Origin of the sequence: Idiomarina loihiensis (genome assembly GCF_024584785.1) — a bacterium.
GTDB lineage: Bacteria > Pseudomonadota > Gammaproteobacteria > Enterobacterales > Alteromonadaceae > Pseudidiomarina > Pseudidiomarina fusca.
The window spans coordinates 688,112-703,485 of sequence record NZ_CP074112.1 but is presented as its reverse complement, the minus strand read 5'-3'; the positions used below and the strand labels follow the sequence as shown (position 1 = coordinate 703,485).

At 48.1% G+C, this 15,374-nt stretch carries 17 protein-coding genes; 7 read left to right on the top strand and 10 right to left on the bottom strand.

Features of this window, described 5'->3' with window-relative positions; genetic code table 11:
- Window positions 1-44: 44 nt before the first annotated feature.
- Complete coding sequence (locus tag KGF88_RS03270) at window positions 45-1,430, top strand: SLC13 family permease (RefSeq protein WP_153826074.1); 1,386 nt, start codon at window positions 45-47, stop codon at window positions 1,428-1,430.
- Between the two features lie 23 nt (window positions 1,431-1,453).
- Here KGF88_RS03270 and KGF88_RS03265 read toward each other — a convergent pair whose 3' ends face one another.
- Genes KGF88_RS03265 through KGF88_RS03245 form a run of 5 tightly spaced genes read right to left on the bottom strand, consistent with a single transcriptional unit; the run spans window position 1,454 to window position 6,829 of the window.
- Window positions 1,454-2,815, bottom strand: coding sequence for an MBL fold metallo-hydrolase RNA specificity domain-containing protein (locus KGF88_RS03265; RefSeq protein ID WP_153826073.1), 1,362 nt, complete (start codon window positions 2,813-2,815; stop codon window positions 1,454-1,456).
- A gap of 46 nt (window positions 2,816-2,861) precedes the next feature.
- Window positions 2,862-4,355, bottom strand: coding sequence for a phospholipase D family protein (locus tag KGF88_RS03260; protein WP_153826072.1), 1,494 nt, complete (start codon window positions 4,353-4,355; stop codon window positions 2,862-2,864).
- Window positions 4,352-4,627: a hypothetical protein gene (locus tag KGF88_RS03255; RefSeq protein ID WP_153826071.1), complete on the bottom strand. Its 276-nt coding sequence runs from the start codon at window positions 4,625-4,627 to the stop codon at window positions 4,352-4,354. Before KGF88_RS03255 ends, KGF88_RS03260 begins: the two co-directional genes overlap by 4 nt.
- A gap of 22 nt (window positions 4,628-4,649) precedes the next feature.
- The gene (hemH, locus tag KGF88_RS03250) at window positions 4,650-5,750 is read right to left on the bottom strand and encodes a ferrochelatase (RefSeq protein WP_153826070.1); all 1,101 of its coding nucleotides are present in this window, start codon (window positions 5,748-5,750) and stop codon (window positions 4,650-4,652) included.
- An 11-nt stretch (window positions 5,751-5,761) separates the two neighbouring features.
- On the bottom strand, window positions 5,762-6,829 hold the full coding sequence (locus KGF88_RS03245) for an alpha/beta hydrolase (RefSeq protein ID WP_153826069.1): 1,068 nt from the start codon (window positions 6,827-6,829) through the stop codon (window positions 5,762-5,764).
- Between the two features lie 156 nt (window positions 6,830-6,985).
- Here KGF88_RS03245 and xthA point away from each other — a divergent pair, with 156 nt between their 5' ends.
- Complete coding sequence (xthA, locus tag KGF88_RS03240; protein WP_153826068.1) at window positions 6,986-7,792, top strand: exodeoxyribonuclease III; 807 nt, start codon at window positions 6,986-6,988, stop codon at window positions 7,790-7,792.
- A 5-nt stretch (window positions 7,793-7,797) separates the two neighbouring features.
- Here xthA and yfbV read toward each other — a convergent pair whose 3' ends face one another.
- Window positions 7,798-8,211 (bottom strand): terminus macrodomain insulation protein YfbV, encoded by a 414-nt coding sequence (gene yfbV, locus KGF88_RS03235; protein WP_153826067.1) that lies wholly within the window; start codon window positions 8,209-8,211, stop codon window positions 7,798-7,800.
- A gap of 311 nt (window positions 8,212-8,522) precedes the next feature.
- On the opposite strand from yfbV, the gene KGF88_RS03230 reads away from it, so the two are divergent.
- Genes KGF88_RS03230 through KGF88_RS03215 form a run of 4 tightly spaced genes read left to right on the top strand, consistent with a single transcriptional unit; the run spans window position 8,523 to window position 10,850 of the window.
- A complete protein-coding gene (locus tag KGF88_RS03230) occupies window positions 8,523-8,888 on the top strand; it encodes an ArsC family reductase (RefSeq protein WP_153826066.1) in 366 nt (121 codons plus the stop codon).
- Complete coding sequence (gene dapE, locus KGF88_RS03225) at window positions 8,885-10,009, top strand: succinyl-diaminopimelate desuccinylase (RefSeq protein ID WP_153826065.1); 1,125 nt, start codon at window positions 8,885-8,887, stop codon at window positions 10,007-10,009. The genes KGF88_RS03230 and dapE overlap by 4 nt, the downstream gene beginning before the upstream one ends.
- Window positions 10,003-10,716 carry a M15 family metallopeptidase gene (locus KGF88_RS03220; protein WP_153826064.1) on the top strand — a complete coding sequence of 238 codons (714 nt, stop codon included), beginning with the start codon at window positions 10,003-10,005 and terminating at the stop codon, window positions 10,714-10,716. Before dapE ends, KGF88_RS03220 begins: the two co-directional genes overlap by 7 nt.
- A complete protein-coding gene (locus KGF88_RS03215) occupies window positions 10,704-10,850 on the top strand; it encodes a DUF2897 family protein (protein ID WP_110075301.1) in 147 nt (48 codons plus the stop codon). The genes KGF88_RS03220 and KGF88_RS03215 overlap by 13 nt, the downstream gene beginning before the upstream one ends.
- Here the strand turns inward: KGF88_RS03215 and purC are convergent, their stop codons facing one another.
- The 3 genes from purC to dapA are packed head-to-tail and all read right to left on the bottom strand — an operon-like array spanning window position 10,851 to window position 13,557.
- Window positions 10,851-11,564 (bottom strand): phosphoribosylaminoimidazolesuccinocarboxamide synthase, encoded by a 714-nt coding sequence (gene purC / locus KGF88_RS03210; RefSeq protein WP_153826063.1) that lies wholly within the window; start codon window positions 11,562-11,564, stop codon window positions 10,851-10,853.
- 38 nt (window positions 11,565-11,602) lie between these two features.
- The gene (bamC, locus tag KGF88_RS03205) at window positions 11,603-12,670 is read right to left on the bottom strand and encodes an outer membrane protein assembly factor BamC (RefSeq protein WP_153826062.1); all 1,068 of its coding nucleotides are present in this window, start codon (window positions 12,668-12,670) and stop codon (window positions 11,603-11,605) included.
- A 2-nt stretch (window positions 12,671-12,672) separates the two neighbouring features.
- A complete protein-coding gene (gene dapA, locus KGF88_RS03200; protein ID WP_153826061.1) occupies window positions 12,673-13,557 on the bottom strand; it encodes a 4-hydroxy-tetrahydrodipicolinate synthase in 885 nt (294 codons plus the stop codon).
- A 156-nt stretch (window positions 13,558-13,713) separates the two neighbouring features.
- Here dapA and bcp point away from each other — a divergent pair, with 156 nt between their 5' ends.
- Window positions 13,714-14,184, top strand: a complete 471-nt coding sequence (gene bcp, locus KGF88_RS03195; protein WP_110075305.1) for a thioredoxin-dependent thiol peroxidase — start codon at window positions 13,714-13,716, stop codon at window positions 14,182-14,184.
- On the opposite strand, the gene KGF88_RS03190 is transcribed toward bcp, so the two are convergent.
- Window positions 14,181-15,275 (bottom strand): AI-2E family transporter, encoded by a 1,095-nt coding sequence (locus KGF88_RS03190; RefSeq protein ID WP_153826060.1) that lies wholly within the window; start codon window positions 15,273-15,275, stop codon window positions 14,181-14,183. The genes bcp and KGF88_RS03190 overlap by 4 nt on opposite strands.
- Window positions 15,276-15,374: the final 99 nt, after the last annotated feature.

Here is a 15,374-nt window from a genome sequence, read left to right as displayed (position 1 = left end):
CGTAAAAACCCAACTAGATACCCCTTAACCAGCGAGCCTCTGCCATGCTAAATAGCTTAAAATCTTGGTTTAATCCACTATGGCTAGGACCGTTAGCGGCACTTGTGAGCTATCTCTTAGCCCAACACTGGGGGCAGATGCCGGCGCCAGCGGCTTGGACCTTAGCCACCACCATTTGGGTGGCTTGGTGGTGGATTAGCGAGGCTCTCCCATTACCAGTAACCTCGTTGCTACCTTTTATTTTGTTACCTTTGGGCAGCGTCGCGAGCGTCAATGAGGTCTCAGCCGCCTTAGGTAATCCCATCATTCTGCTGTTTATGGGTGCTTTCATGCTCGCCAAAGCAGTTGAGGTTAGCGGTGTGCATAAACGCATTGCGCTTGGTTTAGTGAAGCGTCTTGGCGCTAGCAGCGGGCGGCGTATGGTATTTGCTTTTATGTTAGCTACTGCTATTTTATCGATGTGGATCTCTAACACGGCGGCCGTGCTAGCGCTCTTGCCAGTCGCTTTAGCATTGGCCGAAGCTGCGAATGATCATAAATTTCAGCGTGCGTTGCTACTAGGATTAGCCTATTCAGCTTCATTAGGTGGCGTCGCTACCCTAGTCGGCACCCCGCCCAACTTAATTTTTGCTTCGGTTTACGAAAGCTATACTGGCACCAGCTTTGGTTTTTTACGTTGGCTACAAATAGGGTTACCCTTGGTCATTGTCGGTATTCCTGTCATTGCTTGGTGGTTAACGCGCTCACTCAGAGGTAGCGTTACGCTCCACTTAGCCAACCTGCCAACCATGCAAAGTAACGAGCGCCGTGTGTTATGGATATTTGGCGCCGTCATTGTACTCTGGATGACTCGTACCGCTCCTTTCGGTGGCTGGACCGATTGGCTAGGGCTGGCTGGTGTTGGCGATGCTACGGTCGCTTTCGCTGGAGTACTAGCACTTTTCATTGCAACCGATAGGCAAGGCTCACCGTTGCTCACATGGCAGGATGCGGTGACTATTCCATGGGGGATTTTGCTGCTGTTTGCCGGTGGTATTGCGCTCGCCCAGGGGTTTGTTTCAAGCGGGCTGAGCGATATTATCGGACAAGCCTTAGTTGGGCTTGGAGGCTTGCCTCTGTGGCTCTTGATTCTGGCCTTAACTTTGGCGGTAAGCTTCTTAACTGAAGTGACATCCAATACCGCCACCGCTACTTTGTTGATGCCAGTCTTAGCTGCTACTGCAACCGCTTTAGAATTACCCCCAGAAGTGCTGATGATTCCTGCGGCGATTGCCTGTAGCTGTGCTTTCTGTTTGCCCGTTGCAACACCGCCAAACTCGATTGTATTTGCATCCAATCAAGTCACCATCAAAGATATGGTGCGTGAAGGCCTGATGTTGAATATTATCTTGGCGGTGCTTACCACCGCCTTGGTACTGGTGCTGGTTTAAACTGCGCGACAAAGCCCGCAGGCTTAGCGCTTGAAGTGCTGCACGCCCATATAATCAGCCACGTTGATATCAAATGAGGTTTCTTGTTTGAGGTAATCCGACATGGCCTCAAGACTATCAGGCTCACCGTGCACCAAAAAAATCTGCAACTGTGGCGATAGCTTCGAAGCCTTCAGCCAATCACCTATTTCACTGTAGTCGGCGTGCCCTGACAAACCGTTAAGCTGCCGAATACGTGCTTTCACGGGCAACCACTCACCGTGCAGCTTGATACGCTCAACGCCCTGCACCATCTTGGCGCCACGTGTGCCACCAGCCTGATGGCCAGAAAACAAGACGGTTGCGCGATGATCCCCCAGCCAATGTTTAAAATGATGCAAGATGCGCCCACCAGTAGCCATCCCACTACCAGCAATAATGATATGAGGCCCAGTTTGCTGTGCTATTTGTTTCGAATCTTCTACATGCCTGGTGTATTCAACTCCTGCTGCAGCCGCATAGCATTGCTCGGCTGTTAAGCGGTGATACTGATGAAATTGTTGATACAGCTCAGATGCATTGATAGCCATTGGACTATCCAAGAAAATCGGCATCCGAGGGATCTTTTTTTGCTGCATCAGGGTGATCAGCATATGCTGCAACAACTGAGCCCGTCCTACCGCAAAACTTGGGATCAGTAACACCCCACCACTGCTGGCGGTTTCGTTTACGACGTCAGTTAACTGTTGCCAAGGGTCTTCCGGATCATGGCGCCGATCGCCATAGGTTGCTTCTAATAACAAAGCATCTAATTCAGGCAGTGGCTCTGGCGGCATCATTAAGATATCGTTAGGCCGCCCAACATCTCCGCTAAAACCAATCCGCACGCCATCAGCCTCAGCAATGACACTAGCAGCTCCAAGAATATGTCCTGCTGGTCGTAAACTGAACTGAATATCGCCAATACTAAAAGGTTGATGAAACTCAACCGGCTCAAGCAGTGTTAAGGCTGCTTCTGCTGTGGCTTCATCGTACAAAGGTTCTGGATTTTGGTGTTTGCTTAACTTATGGCGTTTATAGAACTTTGCGTCTTCTTCTTGGATCTTGCCGCTATCAGGCCATAAGAGGCCACATAAGCCAGCAGTAGCAGCATGAGTAAACACGCGGCCACGGTAACCTTCACGATACAACAAGGGTAAAAAGCCGGAGTGATCGAGATGAGCATGAGTAAGCACGACCCCGTCAACATGATTAATCCCTAATGGTAGCGGCTGCCAATTGCGCCGCCGTAGCCATTTGTACCCCTGAAACATCCCACAATCAATCAGCACTCGAGTGGTGGCAGTTTCGAGCAAATACTTAGAGCCTGTTACCGTTTCGGCTGCACCTAAAAAGGTTAATCGCATACATACTCCTTGGCTTAAGAAAGGCGAATCGGCTGCTCCGTATTCGCTAAAGCAACCAGTCAATTGGCAGCAGCGCTAGGGTCTTCATGCCCATGCGACGCCACCAAGAGGTGCCTGGTTCGCTATGATATTGACTTATTTGACTACCCAGACGTTCTTGCCAAACGAGTTTCGCTCGCTGGGCATGGACATGTGGTTCTAACACTAGCCTATAAGCGTAGTTGGGTAAAGTTTCAACAAAGGCATCATCAATACGTTTCGCTAAAACTTCACTGTGAATCACAAACCCTAGCTCAGTGTTCAATTGCGCAGAACGTGGGTCAAAGTTAAACGAACCTAAAAACACCCGTTGTTGATCGACGCTGAAGGTTTTTGCATGCAAGCTTGATGCTGAGCTACCTAACCGCTCTTTCCCCTTCAGCCGCTGCCGTCTTAGTTGACGTTCTTTTTTGCGGGCTAACGGTGAAATTCGCTGTAATTCAAATAATTCAATCCCTGCCCGCAGCAGCGGCTTACGCCACTTAGCATAACCAGAATGCACCACTGCCACATCGGTTGCTTCTAGCGCATTGGTTAGAATTGAAATATGAACACCGCGAGCTGCCATCTCTGTGAGCAGTTTAACCCCAGTTGCAGTTGGGACAAAATATGGCGAAACCAAGCGTACCCGCTGCTGCGGTTGCCCGATCACTTCTTGTAACTGCTGACTCAACAACTGTCGCCCACGCGCCCGCCCCATGATTTTACTGGGCGCATCGGCCACAAGTTTGATATCACACCAGACAAACTCAAGCTGGTGTTGGATTAACTGCTGCACAAAATTAGAATCCCGTAACGCTTGCATGTAATGCTGGGCCTTCGGATCTTGGCTCACCTCGTGCGCGCGTTGTGCCAGCAGGCTCAGTTGCTGTGGCTTGGTTAAGGTGATGAGTTGATTGATAGGTACTGCTGCTGAGCATTGCCAATAACTTTCAAACTGGCTGACAGCATGATCCACGACTGGGCCAACCATGACGGCATCTAAATCAGCAAAGAGACGATCATCAGTGGCGCCAAAATATTCATCGCCAATATTACGCCCACCGCTTACCAACACCTGCTGATCGACAATAAAAGCTTTGTTATGCATGCGCCGGTTTAAACGCCGAAATTCAAGCAGATAGTTGAGCCACCGTGGGCGCCGCAATTTGAGTGGATTGAACAGCTTGATCTGAATATTTGGATGGCGCTGTAAGCCAAACAAAATGGCATCTAGCCCAGCGGTATTGTGGTCATCTAACAGTAGCCGCACTTGCACCCCGCGGTCGGCAGCAGCATGCAATTCTTCGAATAATAAGGTACCGGTACGATCATGTCGCCAAATGTAGTATTGCAGATCAAGGCTATGTTGAGCTTGGCGCGCCAGCCACACGCGGGTAGCAAAAGCATCGGGCGCTGCCACTAACGGCAACACCCCGCTTAAGCCAGGATGTTGCCGTTTCAGCGTTTGTAACGGGGTAGCATAAGCGGACGGCTGAGGTGCCGAGCTAGCTGCGTTCATGGTGCTTTCGGTGGCTTCGCGGTCAGGTCTGTATCAGCCTGATCACCCGTATTGGTGGTGGCTGCTTGGTCCTCATCATTAGGTGCCAAAGCACCGCGACACAACCGGCAATCACCACTATCCTCATCGGCTATCATGCTTTCAACGTAGCGCATTTTGTGCTTAGCTCGGCCACGATTGGCACTCACCTGATACACCCGATGCCGCTCATCCTCACTACTGTTATGGTCATCGTTCGTTGCAGCTGGTTGCTGGTGATTATCAACTGTCATGATGAACTCCTTAACCGGCTTGTTAACCGGCAGATTTACTCTTTTTTAATGCCGCTTGTACGGCTTCTGCGCGAGCTGCTCGAGCGCTCTCGTCGTGATGTAACTGCCATCCGACTAGATTGTCGCGAACCAACTGAGCTAGCGCTTCAATATGCTCAGGTTCAGCATTCAGAGCTGGAATGTAACCATAATTTTCGCCGCCAGCTTCGATAAAATACTCACGATTCTCTTCGCCAATTTCTTCAATGGTCTCAAGACAATCAGCCGAGAAGCCAGGGCAAACCACATGAATGTTCTTAACCCCCTGCCCCGGTAATGCTTTTAAGGTAGCATCAGTGTAGGGCTGCAACCACTCTTCACGACCAAATCGTGATTGAAAGGTCGTCACGTATTGGTCCTTGCTTAAACCAAGTTGCTCAGCGATTAATCGCGATGTTTTATGACACTCACAATGGTAAGGGTCACCTTGGTGCAAGTATTTTAAAGGAACGCCATGATAGCTCAGGACTAACTTATCAGGCTTACCATGGTGTTGCCAGTAACGCTCAATCGATTGAGCAACTGCTTTGATATAAGGCGCGTAATCGTGATAATGCGCAATAAACCTGAAATCTGGTAACCATCGCCGCTGGGTAAAATCTGCCGCTATTGCATCAAAGGTTGAGCCCGAAGTTGCCGCCGAATATTGCGGATACAAAGGCAACACCACCAGTTTTCTTGCGCCCTGCTCAAACAGCGACTGTAAACCTTGCTGAATGCTTGGGTTGCCATAACGCATGGCAAATTCCACCAACACATCGTCACCATAATCACGCGCTAACGCCTGTTGCAAAGCTCGCTGTTGATCTTGCGTATGGAACAGTAAAGGCGAACCACGCTCGGTCCAGACGGTTTTATAGGCGGCCGCCGAACGCTTAGGGCGAATCACCAAAATCACTAAATTAAGAATCAACCACCATAATAAGCGAGGTACCTCAACCACACGAGGATCCGACAAAAACTGGCGTAGATAACGTCGCAGTGATGGCGTATCGGGCGCATCAGGAGTACCAAGGTTGGTGATAAGCACACCAATTCGATCCCGTTGTTGATGGCTAAATTTGGGGCTACCTGTAAATTTCATTGGCTGTTCTCCTAAGACCACAAGGCCACTTTGTTGCGAATTTCACCACTTTCAATCCATTCCTGTAGCTGCGCTGCTAGTTGCTGTCCCTGCTGTACTGCTTGCTGCCAATAAGCAAAACGATCAGGAACCGACAACTTAGCAAAATCTGTACGATCTGGAATTTTGCCATAAGGTAATGACGCAATGAATTCGTCTGTTGGCGTGATTAAGATCACATTAGGCCATTGTTTACCATGCGTACGCCGCCAGCCTAAGTTCTTATCAAACCAACCTGGTACCACCTGTTGATGAAAATGCGGATACAGCACCAATCCAGGTACGGCAGACAAATCGACATCAAAATGATAGTCCGTAATACCGCCATCGCGATAGGTACCTGCTGGTGCCCCAATAATATCTTTTACTCCAGCCAAGACCATGGGAATGGAGCCCGTTGCTAGCAAGGCTGGTTTAAAATTTTGCTCGCTTAACGGAACATGTACCGTCGGCATATCACGCCAAGCGCGACTAAACTCAGCACTTGCATGCGGATGATGAAAAACCACCCGCTCATAAAAGCGTCCCAACCACTTACGGCTAACGCTGTTGGCGGCGGCCGAGCCTAATAAGCCCAGCAGTTGACGTTTGCCTTCGTGCGCAGTAAGTCCACGACAACGAGTCACGATCCAATGATGATGAAATCGATCCTGTTGTAAAATATCAGCCACTGCGGCATCAGGAATGTACTCATGCAATAACTTGCGTGCCTCTTCGGTGATTTCCGCAACATCAGGTTTAGCACTGTAAGTTTGGCTTCGGTACAAGCGACAAAACAAGTCACTTGCTGCAACAGGATCTTGCTGGCCTAAACTGGCGAAACGCCAAGCGCCAGCGGAAGTTCCTAAAGTATTCAACGGACGCTGCCGTGCGGCAAAGAAATCACCAAAGAAATAGCGATCTAAGCCTTGCAATATAAACCACTTAGGCCCACCAGAAGCACCAAGCAACAACTCAATATCTTGTTGTCGCAACCCCTGTTCTTTAATCTGCTGCCACGCCTGTCGTCCAGCTCGTACCCGAATTAAATCGCCTGCCATGATTCACTGCCCTGTAATACAACCTAATGATTTTTGATAATTTATGCTTCGAGTATACCTGAATTAATACCCCAAGGCAGCCCACTGTCGCACCGATTGCGGCAATCTGCTATGCTTGCCGATAACTTCTAGAATGAACCGAAATGAGAGTTTTTGATGAAATTAATTTCTTTTAATATCAACGGTCTTCGTGCCAGATTGCACCAGCTACAAGCTTTAATCGACAAACACCAACCCGATGTTATTGGGTTACAAGAAACCAAAGTTCATGATGAACAATTTCCGCTCGCAGACGTTGAGGCGATGGGCTATCACGTGGTCTTCTTTGGCCAGAAAAGCCACTATGGCGTTGCCTTACTCAGTAAAAAACCACTCACTAATGTCCAGTACGGCTTTGCTGGAGACGCTGAGGATGCACAACGGCGCATGATTATGGGCGACTATGAAAGCGACGATGGTCGTAGTGTACGCATTTTAAATGGTTATTTTCCGCAAGGCGAAAGCCGTGACCATCCGTTGAAGTTTCCGGCTAAAGAAAAATTCTATGCCGATTTAATGGCTTACTTAGCCACACAAGATCCTAGCCAACCTTTAGTTGTGATGGGGGATGTGAACATCTCTCATCAAGATTGTGATATCGGGATTGGTGCCGATAATGCTAAGCGCTGGTTACGCACCGGCAAGTGCAGTTTTTTACCGGAAGAACGCGAGTGGCTTAATGGCGTCCTAGATTGGGGCCTGGTAGATACCTTCCGCACTCGCTATCCAGATAGCATGGATCAATTTAGTTGGTTTGATTATCGCTCACGTGGCTTTGATGATAACCGCGGGTTACGCATTGATTTAATCTTAGCCACTGCGGTGTTAGCTGAGCAATGCATTGATAGTGGGATTGACTATGAATTACGCGGCATAGAAAAACCGTCCGATCATGCCCCTATTTGGTCTACCTTTCAGTTCTAAGATTGCTAATGCTGATCCGGTGGTAGCTCCTGCAGCGCCTTACGGATCAGCTTAGCCAAATCCATGTAGCGCGGCTCTGGCCGCGGCTGCACCTGCAATTTTTGCGTTAAATCTAAATACCAATGCTGTAACCGCGCATCCAACTTGCTGTTGGCGCGTTTACCCAGCCAGTACCAGCCTTGAAACGGCAAACTCAGCATAAATAATGAGGTAACGATGCCTTGCGGTTGCATCGCCTGCCCTTGTAACTGCCACTGCAACACAAAGTTCAGCACAGCTAGGGCTGGCATCCAGCGCGCAGCTAAGCGAACCGCTGGAACCACTCGTGATTCCGTCATGGCTGCTACTACTGAATGTTTAGGCCAGATGGCAGCATAAGCTTGGCCATCTTTAAAACTCTGCCAAAAGGATTGGCTCATAGTCAGGATACTCTTATTGATGCTAATGAGTTAACGCACCGCGTTCATCCAAGTCGCCGGCGAAAATACTTTAGATAAACCTTGACAGATCATTCTTCAGACAAACTGGTCACTATTCAACCACAAAACTTTTGCTATAATTTTCAATGGCTTACTTAGTTCAAAGCAGCTAACCCACAGAGTTATCCACATAATTTGTGGAGAATTCACAGCGCCTTTGCCAGAATGTCGTTATAGTAGATCAATGCTGCGATGAACACTACAATAGTAGAATAACTGGTAACACTAAACGATAACAAGAGACCTTATCCATGAGCCTTTCTGTCTATGGCATCACCAATTGTGACACCGTGCGAAAAGCACGCAAATGGTTAGAACAACACCAAATAACCTATCGCTTTCACGATGTGCGGGTCGAACCCGTCGCTAGCACCACTTTAAGTAGCTGGCTACAGCAACTGGGAGCGGATGCTTTAGTCAATAAGCGCAGTACCAGTTGGCGAGAATTAACCAGTGCCCAGCAACAAAGTGTGAAACAAGGCGACAATGACGCTATCGTTGCCTTGTTACAGCAGTATCCCACACTAATGAAACGGCCTTTGCTAGCACAAGAAGACCGCTACTTGACTGGTTTTAATAGTACTGCTTGGCAACAATTTTTAGAGCTTACCCCATGAGTACCATTGAATTAGCTTGTGAGCTTATTCAGCGCCCCTCGGTAACCCCCGCCGATGAAGGTTGTCAGGAGCTTATTGGGAGTTATCTGCAACCGTTAGGGTTCAAATTGGAGTCTATGGTGTTCGCTGATACCACCAACCTGTGGGCCCGCCGTGGTACCAAGGCTCCGTTATTCTGTTTTGCTGGGCATACCGATGTGGTCCCAGCTGGAGCAGAACATGCGTGGCGCTTCCCGCCTTTTGCTGCTACTCGCCACGAGGGCTATTTGTACGGCCGTGGGGCTGCTGACATGAAAGGCAGTTTAGCGGCGATGGTTAAAGCCACCCAACGTTTTGTGCAGAAACACCCGGATCATCAAGGTAGTATTGCGTTTCTACTTACCAGTGATGAGGAAGGCCCGTTTATCAATGGCACGCCCAAGGTCATCGAGACGTTAGAAGCGAGACAAGAGAAGATCGACTGGTGCCTAGTAGGAGAGCCCTCAAGTACAAACCACGTCGGCGATGTTGTAAAGAATGGCCGTCGCGGCAGCCTCACTGGTGATTTGGTGGTGTTTGGTATTCAAGGTCATGTGGCTTATCCCCATTTAGCCGAAAATCCGGTACACAAAGCCGCTGTTGCCATCGCCGAGTTATGTGCTGAACATTGGGATGATGGCAATCAGTACTTTCCACCTACTAGTTTTCAGATTTCCAATCTGCATGCTGGCACCGGCGCCGGCAATGTTATTCCTGGTGAATTTCATCTGCAGTTTAATTTCCGTTTCAGTACTGAAAGTACTGCCACAAGTTTAAAACAACGGGTTATCGCCATTCTAGATGCGCACGACCTTGATTACTCATTGCAATGGAAGCTAAACGGTGAGCCTTTTCTTACCGAATCAGGACGCTTACTAGAAGCAACCCAAATGGCGATCACGGAAATCACGGCGCGCACAACTGAGTTATCTACTGCTGGTGGTACCTCGGATGGCCGTTTTATTGCGCCAACGGGTGCGCAAGTGATTGAACTAGGTCCGGTGAACGCAACCATCCATAAAGTAAACGAATGTGTTAAAGAACAAGATCTGGAACTTCTCACAGATATTTATGAGCGCATTCTGGAGCACCTTCTATGCTAACGGCAGCGCAACTTACCGGTCGAACAACAAGTCACTTAGAGGCGTTACCTGATGCGCCGCAGGTGTTGTTACAAGCACCGGTGGCCGCAGCCTTTACCGCCATGCAAAAGGCTGCGGCAAGTGCCGGTATTGAGGTTGCTGTTGCTTCGAGTTTTCGTGACTTCGACCGACAGCTAAGTATTTGGAATAGAAAGTTTTATGGTGAGCTCCCCATTTACAATGACCGTGGTGAACAACTAGCTACCGAGCACTTAAGTAGCGGGGAAAAAGTCGAGGCGATTTTGCTTTATTCTGCCCTACCCGGCGCCAGTCGCCATCATTGGGGCACAGATTTAGATGTCTACGACCCACGCCCCTTTGCTGCCCATGAGAGCAAGCTACAGCTGGTTGCTAACGAGTATCAAGAGGGCGGCCCCTGCTATTCCATGTGGCAATGGCTACAGAGCCATGCACAAGATTTTGGCTTTTTCTTTCCCTACGCTCGTTATCAAGGTGGGGTGGCAGCTGAACCTTGGCACATCAGCCATGTTGAATGTGCTGCAGCCGCACAACAACAATTAAGCAATGAGCTATTGCGACAAGTCATAACTGAGGCTGATATTGCTGGTAAAAGCTATATCTTGGCGCAGTTAACTGAACTAAAACAGCGGTATGTCGATACCATCTGTAGCCCAGAGGTGACAGGAGCCAGCGCATGGTTTGGATAGCCTTACTTATCGTTTTTGGTATTGTCATTGGCAATATCATGCTGTTACGCCATACCGCACCTATGAAAATGCCGCCGAAAGTAGAACACTCGCAGCGGCATGATGACGATTGGGATAGTGATAAAGACGCTTAGTTACAGTGGCACACCTAAACGTGATGCCACTTCTTCGTAAGCTTCAACCACCCCACCTAAACCTTGGCGGAAGCGATCTTTATCTAGTTTTTTGCGGGTTTCTTTATCCCATAAACGACAACCATCAGGGCTAAATTCGTCGCCTAAGACAATATTACCAGCGCTATCAACACCAAATTCAAGTTTAAAATCTACCAACAACATGCCAGCCTCATCAAACAAGGCTTGCAATACTTGGTTCACTTTAAAGGTTAATTCCTTCATCTTGGCTAATTGTTCGGCGGTGGCCCAACCAAAACTGATCGCTAAAGATTCATTGATCATAGGATCATGCAACGCATCATTCTTCAGAAACTGCTCAAAAGTAGGCGGATTTAGCTGTTGCCCTTCGGTAACCCCAAGACGACGTACTAACGACCCGGCGGCATAGTTACGAATCACACACTCGACCGGAATCATGCTAAGTTTTTTGACTAGGGTTTCAGTATCACTCAATACCTGATCCAATTGAGTGGGGATGCCAGCGGCCTCAAGTTTGCTCATAATAAAGTTATTAAACTTATTATTGACCATACCTTTACGGTCTAGCTGCTCTACTTTTTCACCATCAAAAGCTGAGGTGTCATTGCGGAATTCAAGAATCAAGCGGTCTGGGTTATCCGTGGTAAACACAGTTTTCGCTTTTCCGCGATACAATTCAGTACGTTTTTCCATGAGCAACTAGGTCTCCAAGCAGGTGTAAGAAGCGCCTATTATAATTCACTTTGGCGTTTAATTTCAGCAGCTACAGGCGCAAAAATTCGATTTAACTCAGCCGCGCTAAAAGCTTCGCCGTTGGTGAAGAAAGTTAACGTGGTACGACGTCTATCACCGGTCACTTTTAACTCATAACTACCATTGGCAATATCTAACTTGCCTTCTTTGCTACTACGCCAAAAAGCTAGGCTTGAAGCACCTGACTTGTCTTTATCGTAATCCAAATAGTAGCGGCCCGTAGACTGATTCAAGTCATCAATTTCAAAGCCCAATTCTTCTACGACGCTGGCCATTAAGGTCCAACTGAAGTTAAAGCTAGCGCCCAATACCATCGCTGGCGAGCCTTCATCATCAAAGCCTGTATCAATCGCTAAAGTACCGTCTTCGGTTAAGCTGCCGACGCCTTGATATTGCATGATAGCAATTTCACTAACTACTTGGTTTAACAACCCTGCAGCGGCATCACGATCTTGTTTAGAGGCAAGTACCTCACCAATAGTTGGACCCTTATCTTGCCGCTCTGCAACTTCAACCAATAAGGACGCAGTGCGACCGTGTGGCGCAGTTTCCATGATTAAATTAAAGCGCCGTTGAACTTGCAAGGGCGTTTCGTTCTCACCTATTTGATACTGAGTGGTTAGCCAATCGGTACTAATCACTTGTTTATCTTGGGTGGCTGCTACTCCAATATTACACGCTTGTAACCCTTGCAATGCCGAGTTCCACACGTAATCAGAAATATTAGTCATCCCCTCAAGCTCATCAAAGTAAATGCGTGGCAGTTGCTCGGTTTCTTCTACCCGGCTGCCATCAGCTAAGGGCCAAACCACTACTGGTGCATTAATATCGACTTCAGTACCAATAGGCTCACTCGCAGGTACCGGTGGGATCTCGTAACGGTTAGTGCTAACCGGCTTGTTTAAACCATCAGCGGCTTGTAATTCTGGGCGTTGCTGCACATTTGTGTATTCGAACGATCCTTGCGCTTGCCCGGCTGGGGTGTAACTGCATCCAGCAGCCATGGCTGCACTGCAGCAGGCCAAGGCGATTAATTTTAATTTCATTCTTACTCCGCTTTGATTAATCCAGCTTGTTTTAGTATGTGTTCGATATGTTGTTGCTGCGGAAGTTCCGGCTCAGTCATCGGTAATCGATAAACTGGGCGTAATTTATCCATCAAGGCTAGTGCCCACTTAACTGGTATCGGGTTTGCTTGTACAAACATAGCTTCGTGCAATGCAGCCAACTCGCTATCAATACGCTCAGCTTGCTCGCGCTCACCCGCTACCGCCGCACTAATCATCTGTTTCATTTGGGCTGGCACAACGTTCGCAGTCACACTGATAACCCCATGACCACCTCGCAACAAGAATTCACAGGCAGTAGGATCGTCACCACTCAATAAAATAAAATCTTTGCCGCAAAGTTCTTGCAGTTGTGCCACTCGTGTTAAATCACCAGTAGCTTCTTTGATACCGACAATATTCGGGATTTGAGCCAGTTCAGCCACTTGTTCGGGTAACAAGTCGGCCGCGGTTCGCCCAGGCACGTTGTACAGTAACTGTGGCAAATCGCTGGCTTGAGTACAAGCAGTGTAATGAGCAATAAGCCCGCGCAACGAAGGCTTGTTGTAATAAGGATTCACATTTAAAAAGCCGGCCAAAGGCAGATGGCTCATGCGCTCAGTTAGATTGACTGCTTCCGCGGTAGAGTTCGAGCCGTTACCAGCAATAACTGCAATACGCCCTGCGGCGATTTCAGCAACTGCACTGACCACATCGACATGTTCGTCGTGACTCATCGTCGCGGCTTCACCCGTAGTACCCATGGCAACGATACCATCGGTACCAGCCTCACAATGCCAGTTAACTAAGGCTTCTAATTCTGTGTAATCAATATTGCCCTGTTGCGTAAATGGCGTCACCAGCGCAACAATACTGCCTGTTAGCATACTATCCCCTCAATCTCATTCTGATTTCCATGGTACTTTTACCACCCTCTAAACACAAGCGCTGGTTCATCTTTGCTGATTGCTCTTTGCGCTCCTGCGGCGCATCTTTTATGATGAGTATCGTATTCTCACTCATGTATGAACTAGGAGCGCAGTATGAAGCCATTAGCGGCAGGTGCAAAAGCCCCACAATTTACGTTACTTGATGCCCAACAAAACGAGGTTGCCTTAGCGCAGTTACTGCAGCAACAACGTGTCTTAGTCTATTTTTATCCAAAAGCCATGACCCCAGGTTGCACAGTGCAGGCGCAGCAACTACGCGACCATCAACAACAACTTGCCGCCCATAACCTAACCGTCGTAGGTATTAGCACGGATGCACCGGCTCGTTTAGCAAAATTCACCGAACGTGATCAGCTCAATTTCACCTTACTTAGTGATGAAGATCATCAAGTGGCCGAAGCCTTTGGCGTTTGGGGTGAAAAAAAGTTCATGGGTAAGGTTTATGATGGCCTTCACCGCATGAGCTTTTTGATTAACCAAGATGGGACTATCGCCCATGTCTTTGATAAATTTAAAACCAAAGATCATCACCAAGTAGTCCTCGACTACTTAGCTGGTGCCTAACTGTTAGCCTCTTGGTCCGCTAACTTTGGTTCAGTAGCCATGGTTAGCGGCGATCGTAAGGCGGTAATCACCGCCTTCACCAAACTAGCTAGCGGAATCGCGAAAAACACACCCCAGAATCCCCAAAATCCGCCAAACACTAAAACTGCGGCAATGATGTAAACCGGATTGAGATTCACCACCTCAGAAAATAACAAAGGCACCAACACATTACCGTCGAGCGCCTGAATCACCAGATAAGCAATCATCACCCAAGCAAACATGGCACTCCAGCCAAACTGGAACAAGGCCACCAGCATCACAGGTAAGGTAACTACGGCAGCACCTATGTAAGGAATAAGCACTGAAAAACCAACCAACACCCCGAGTAATAGGGCATAGCGCAGATCAAATAAAGTGAAACATAAATAACTCACCACACCCACTATCACCACCTCAACGGCTTTACCACGAATGTAATTCATGATCTGTAGGTTCATTTCATCACTTACTTGAGAAATAAGGCGGCGATTATTGGGCAAGATGGCGTTGATGTGATCCAAAAGCTGCCGTTTGTCCTTAAGCATAAAGAACACCAGTAATGGCACCACAATCAAATAAATGAGTAGTGCCATGGCGCCCACGAGACGGCTAAGGGATTGGCTGAGTAAATTCTCACCAAACGCGAGCAGTTTCTCGGTGGTGCTTTGCACATAATGATTGATATTAGCCTCGCTAATGTAGCCAGGAAACATCTCCGGTAGACGGTTAAGCAATACTTTGAGTTGGCTAAGCATTTGCGGCAGCTCGGCCACTAACGTCACCGTTTGTTGCCAAATCACTGGCACCATGAACAGCAACAAGATAATAAAGACACCTATAAAGCCGGTATACACCACGAGTACCGAGGTTAACCGGGGTAATCCGGTTTGTAGTAGCCGCTGCACCGGCCATTCAAGCAAATAGGCTAACACTAAGGCAACAATGATAGGGGCTAGGATATCCCCGAACAAGATAATGACAGCAAAACTAGTCACTAATAATAGGAATAAGGTAACAGCATCAGGATCTGAGAACTTGCGGGTATACCAGTCTTTTAAGTATTGCAACATGTTCAAGTTTCCTTGCTAAAAAGCCTGTTAGCGTTTGCAGTTGCTTGTGAGATATCACATGATAGCTGGGTCGGGCTAAGAGTTACAGTAGCTGAACTG

Coding starts and splice junctions, on each gene's coding strand:
- KGF88_RS03270 (WP_153826074.1), top strand. CDS start 45: ATGCTAAATAGCTTAAAATCTTGGTTTAATCCACTATGGCTAGGACCG.
- KGF88_RS03265 (WP_153826073.1), bottom strand. CDS start 2,815: ATGCGATTAACCTTTTTAGGTGCAGCCGAAACGGTAACAGGCTCTAAG.
- KGF88_RS03260 (WP_153826072.1), bottom strand. CDS start 4,355: ATGAACGCAGCTAGCTCGGCACCTCAGCCGTCCGCTTATGCTACCCCG.
- KGF88_RS03255 (WP_153826071.1), bottom strand. CDS start 4,627: ATGACAGTTGATAATCACCAGCAACCAGCTGCAACGAACGATGACCAT.
- hemH (WP_153826070.1), bottom strand. CDS start 5,750: ATGAAATTTACAGGTAGCCCCAAATTTAGCCATCAACAACGGGATCGA.
- KGF88_RS03245 (WP_153826069.1), bottom strand. CDS start 6,829: ATGGCAGGCGATTTAATTCGGGTACGAGCTGGACGACAGGCGTGGCAG.
- xthA (WP_153826068.1), top strand. CDS start 6,986: ATGAAATTAATTTCTTTTAATATCAACGGTCTTCGTGCCAGATTGCAC.
- yfbV (WP_153826067.1), bottom strand. CDS start 8,211: ATGAGCCAATCCTTTTGGCAGAGTTTTAAAGATGGCCAAGCTTATGCT.
- KGF88_RS03230 (WP_153826066.1), top strand. CDS start 8,523: ATGAGCCTTTCTGTCTATGGCATCACCAATTGTGACACCGTGCGAAAA.
- dapE (WP_153826065.1), top strand. CDS start 8,885: ATGAGTACCATTGAATTAGCTTGTGAGCTTATTCAGCGCCCCTCGGTA.
- KGF88_RS03220 (WP_153826064.1), top strand. CDS start 10,003: ATGCTAACGGCAGCGCAACTTACCGGTCGAACAACAAGTCACTTAGAG.
- KGF88_RS03215 (WP_110075301.1), top strand. CDS start 10,704: ATGGTTTGGATAGCCTTACTTATCGTTTTTGGTATTGTCATTGGCAAT.
- purC (WP_153826063.1), bottom strand. CDS start 11,564: ATGGAAAAACGTACTGAATTGTATCGCGGAAAAGCGAAAACTGTGTTT.
- bamC (WP_153826062.1), bottom strand. CDS start 12,670: ATGAAATTAAAATTAATCGCCTTGGCCTGCTGCAGTGCAGCCATGGCT.
- dapA (WP_153826061.1), bottom strand. CDS start 13,557: ATGCTAACAGGCAGTATTGTTGCGCTGGTGACGCCATTTACGCAACAG.
- bcp (WP_110075305.1), top strand. CDS start 13,714: ATGAAGCCATTAGCGGCAGGTGCAAAAGCCCCACAATTTACGTTACTT.
- KGF88_RS03190 (WP_153826060.1), bottom strand. CDS start 15,275: ATGTTGCAATACTTAAAAGACTGGTATACCCGCAAGTTCTCAGATCCT.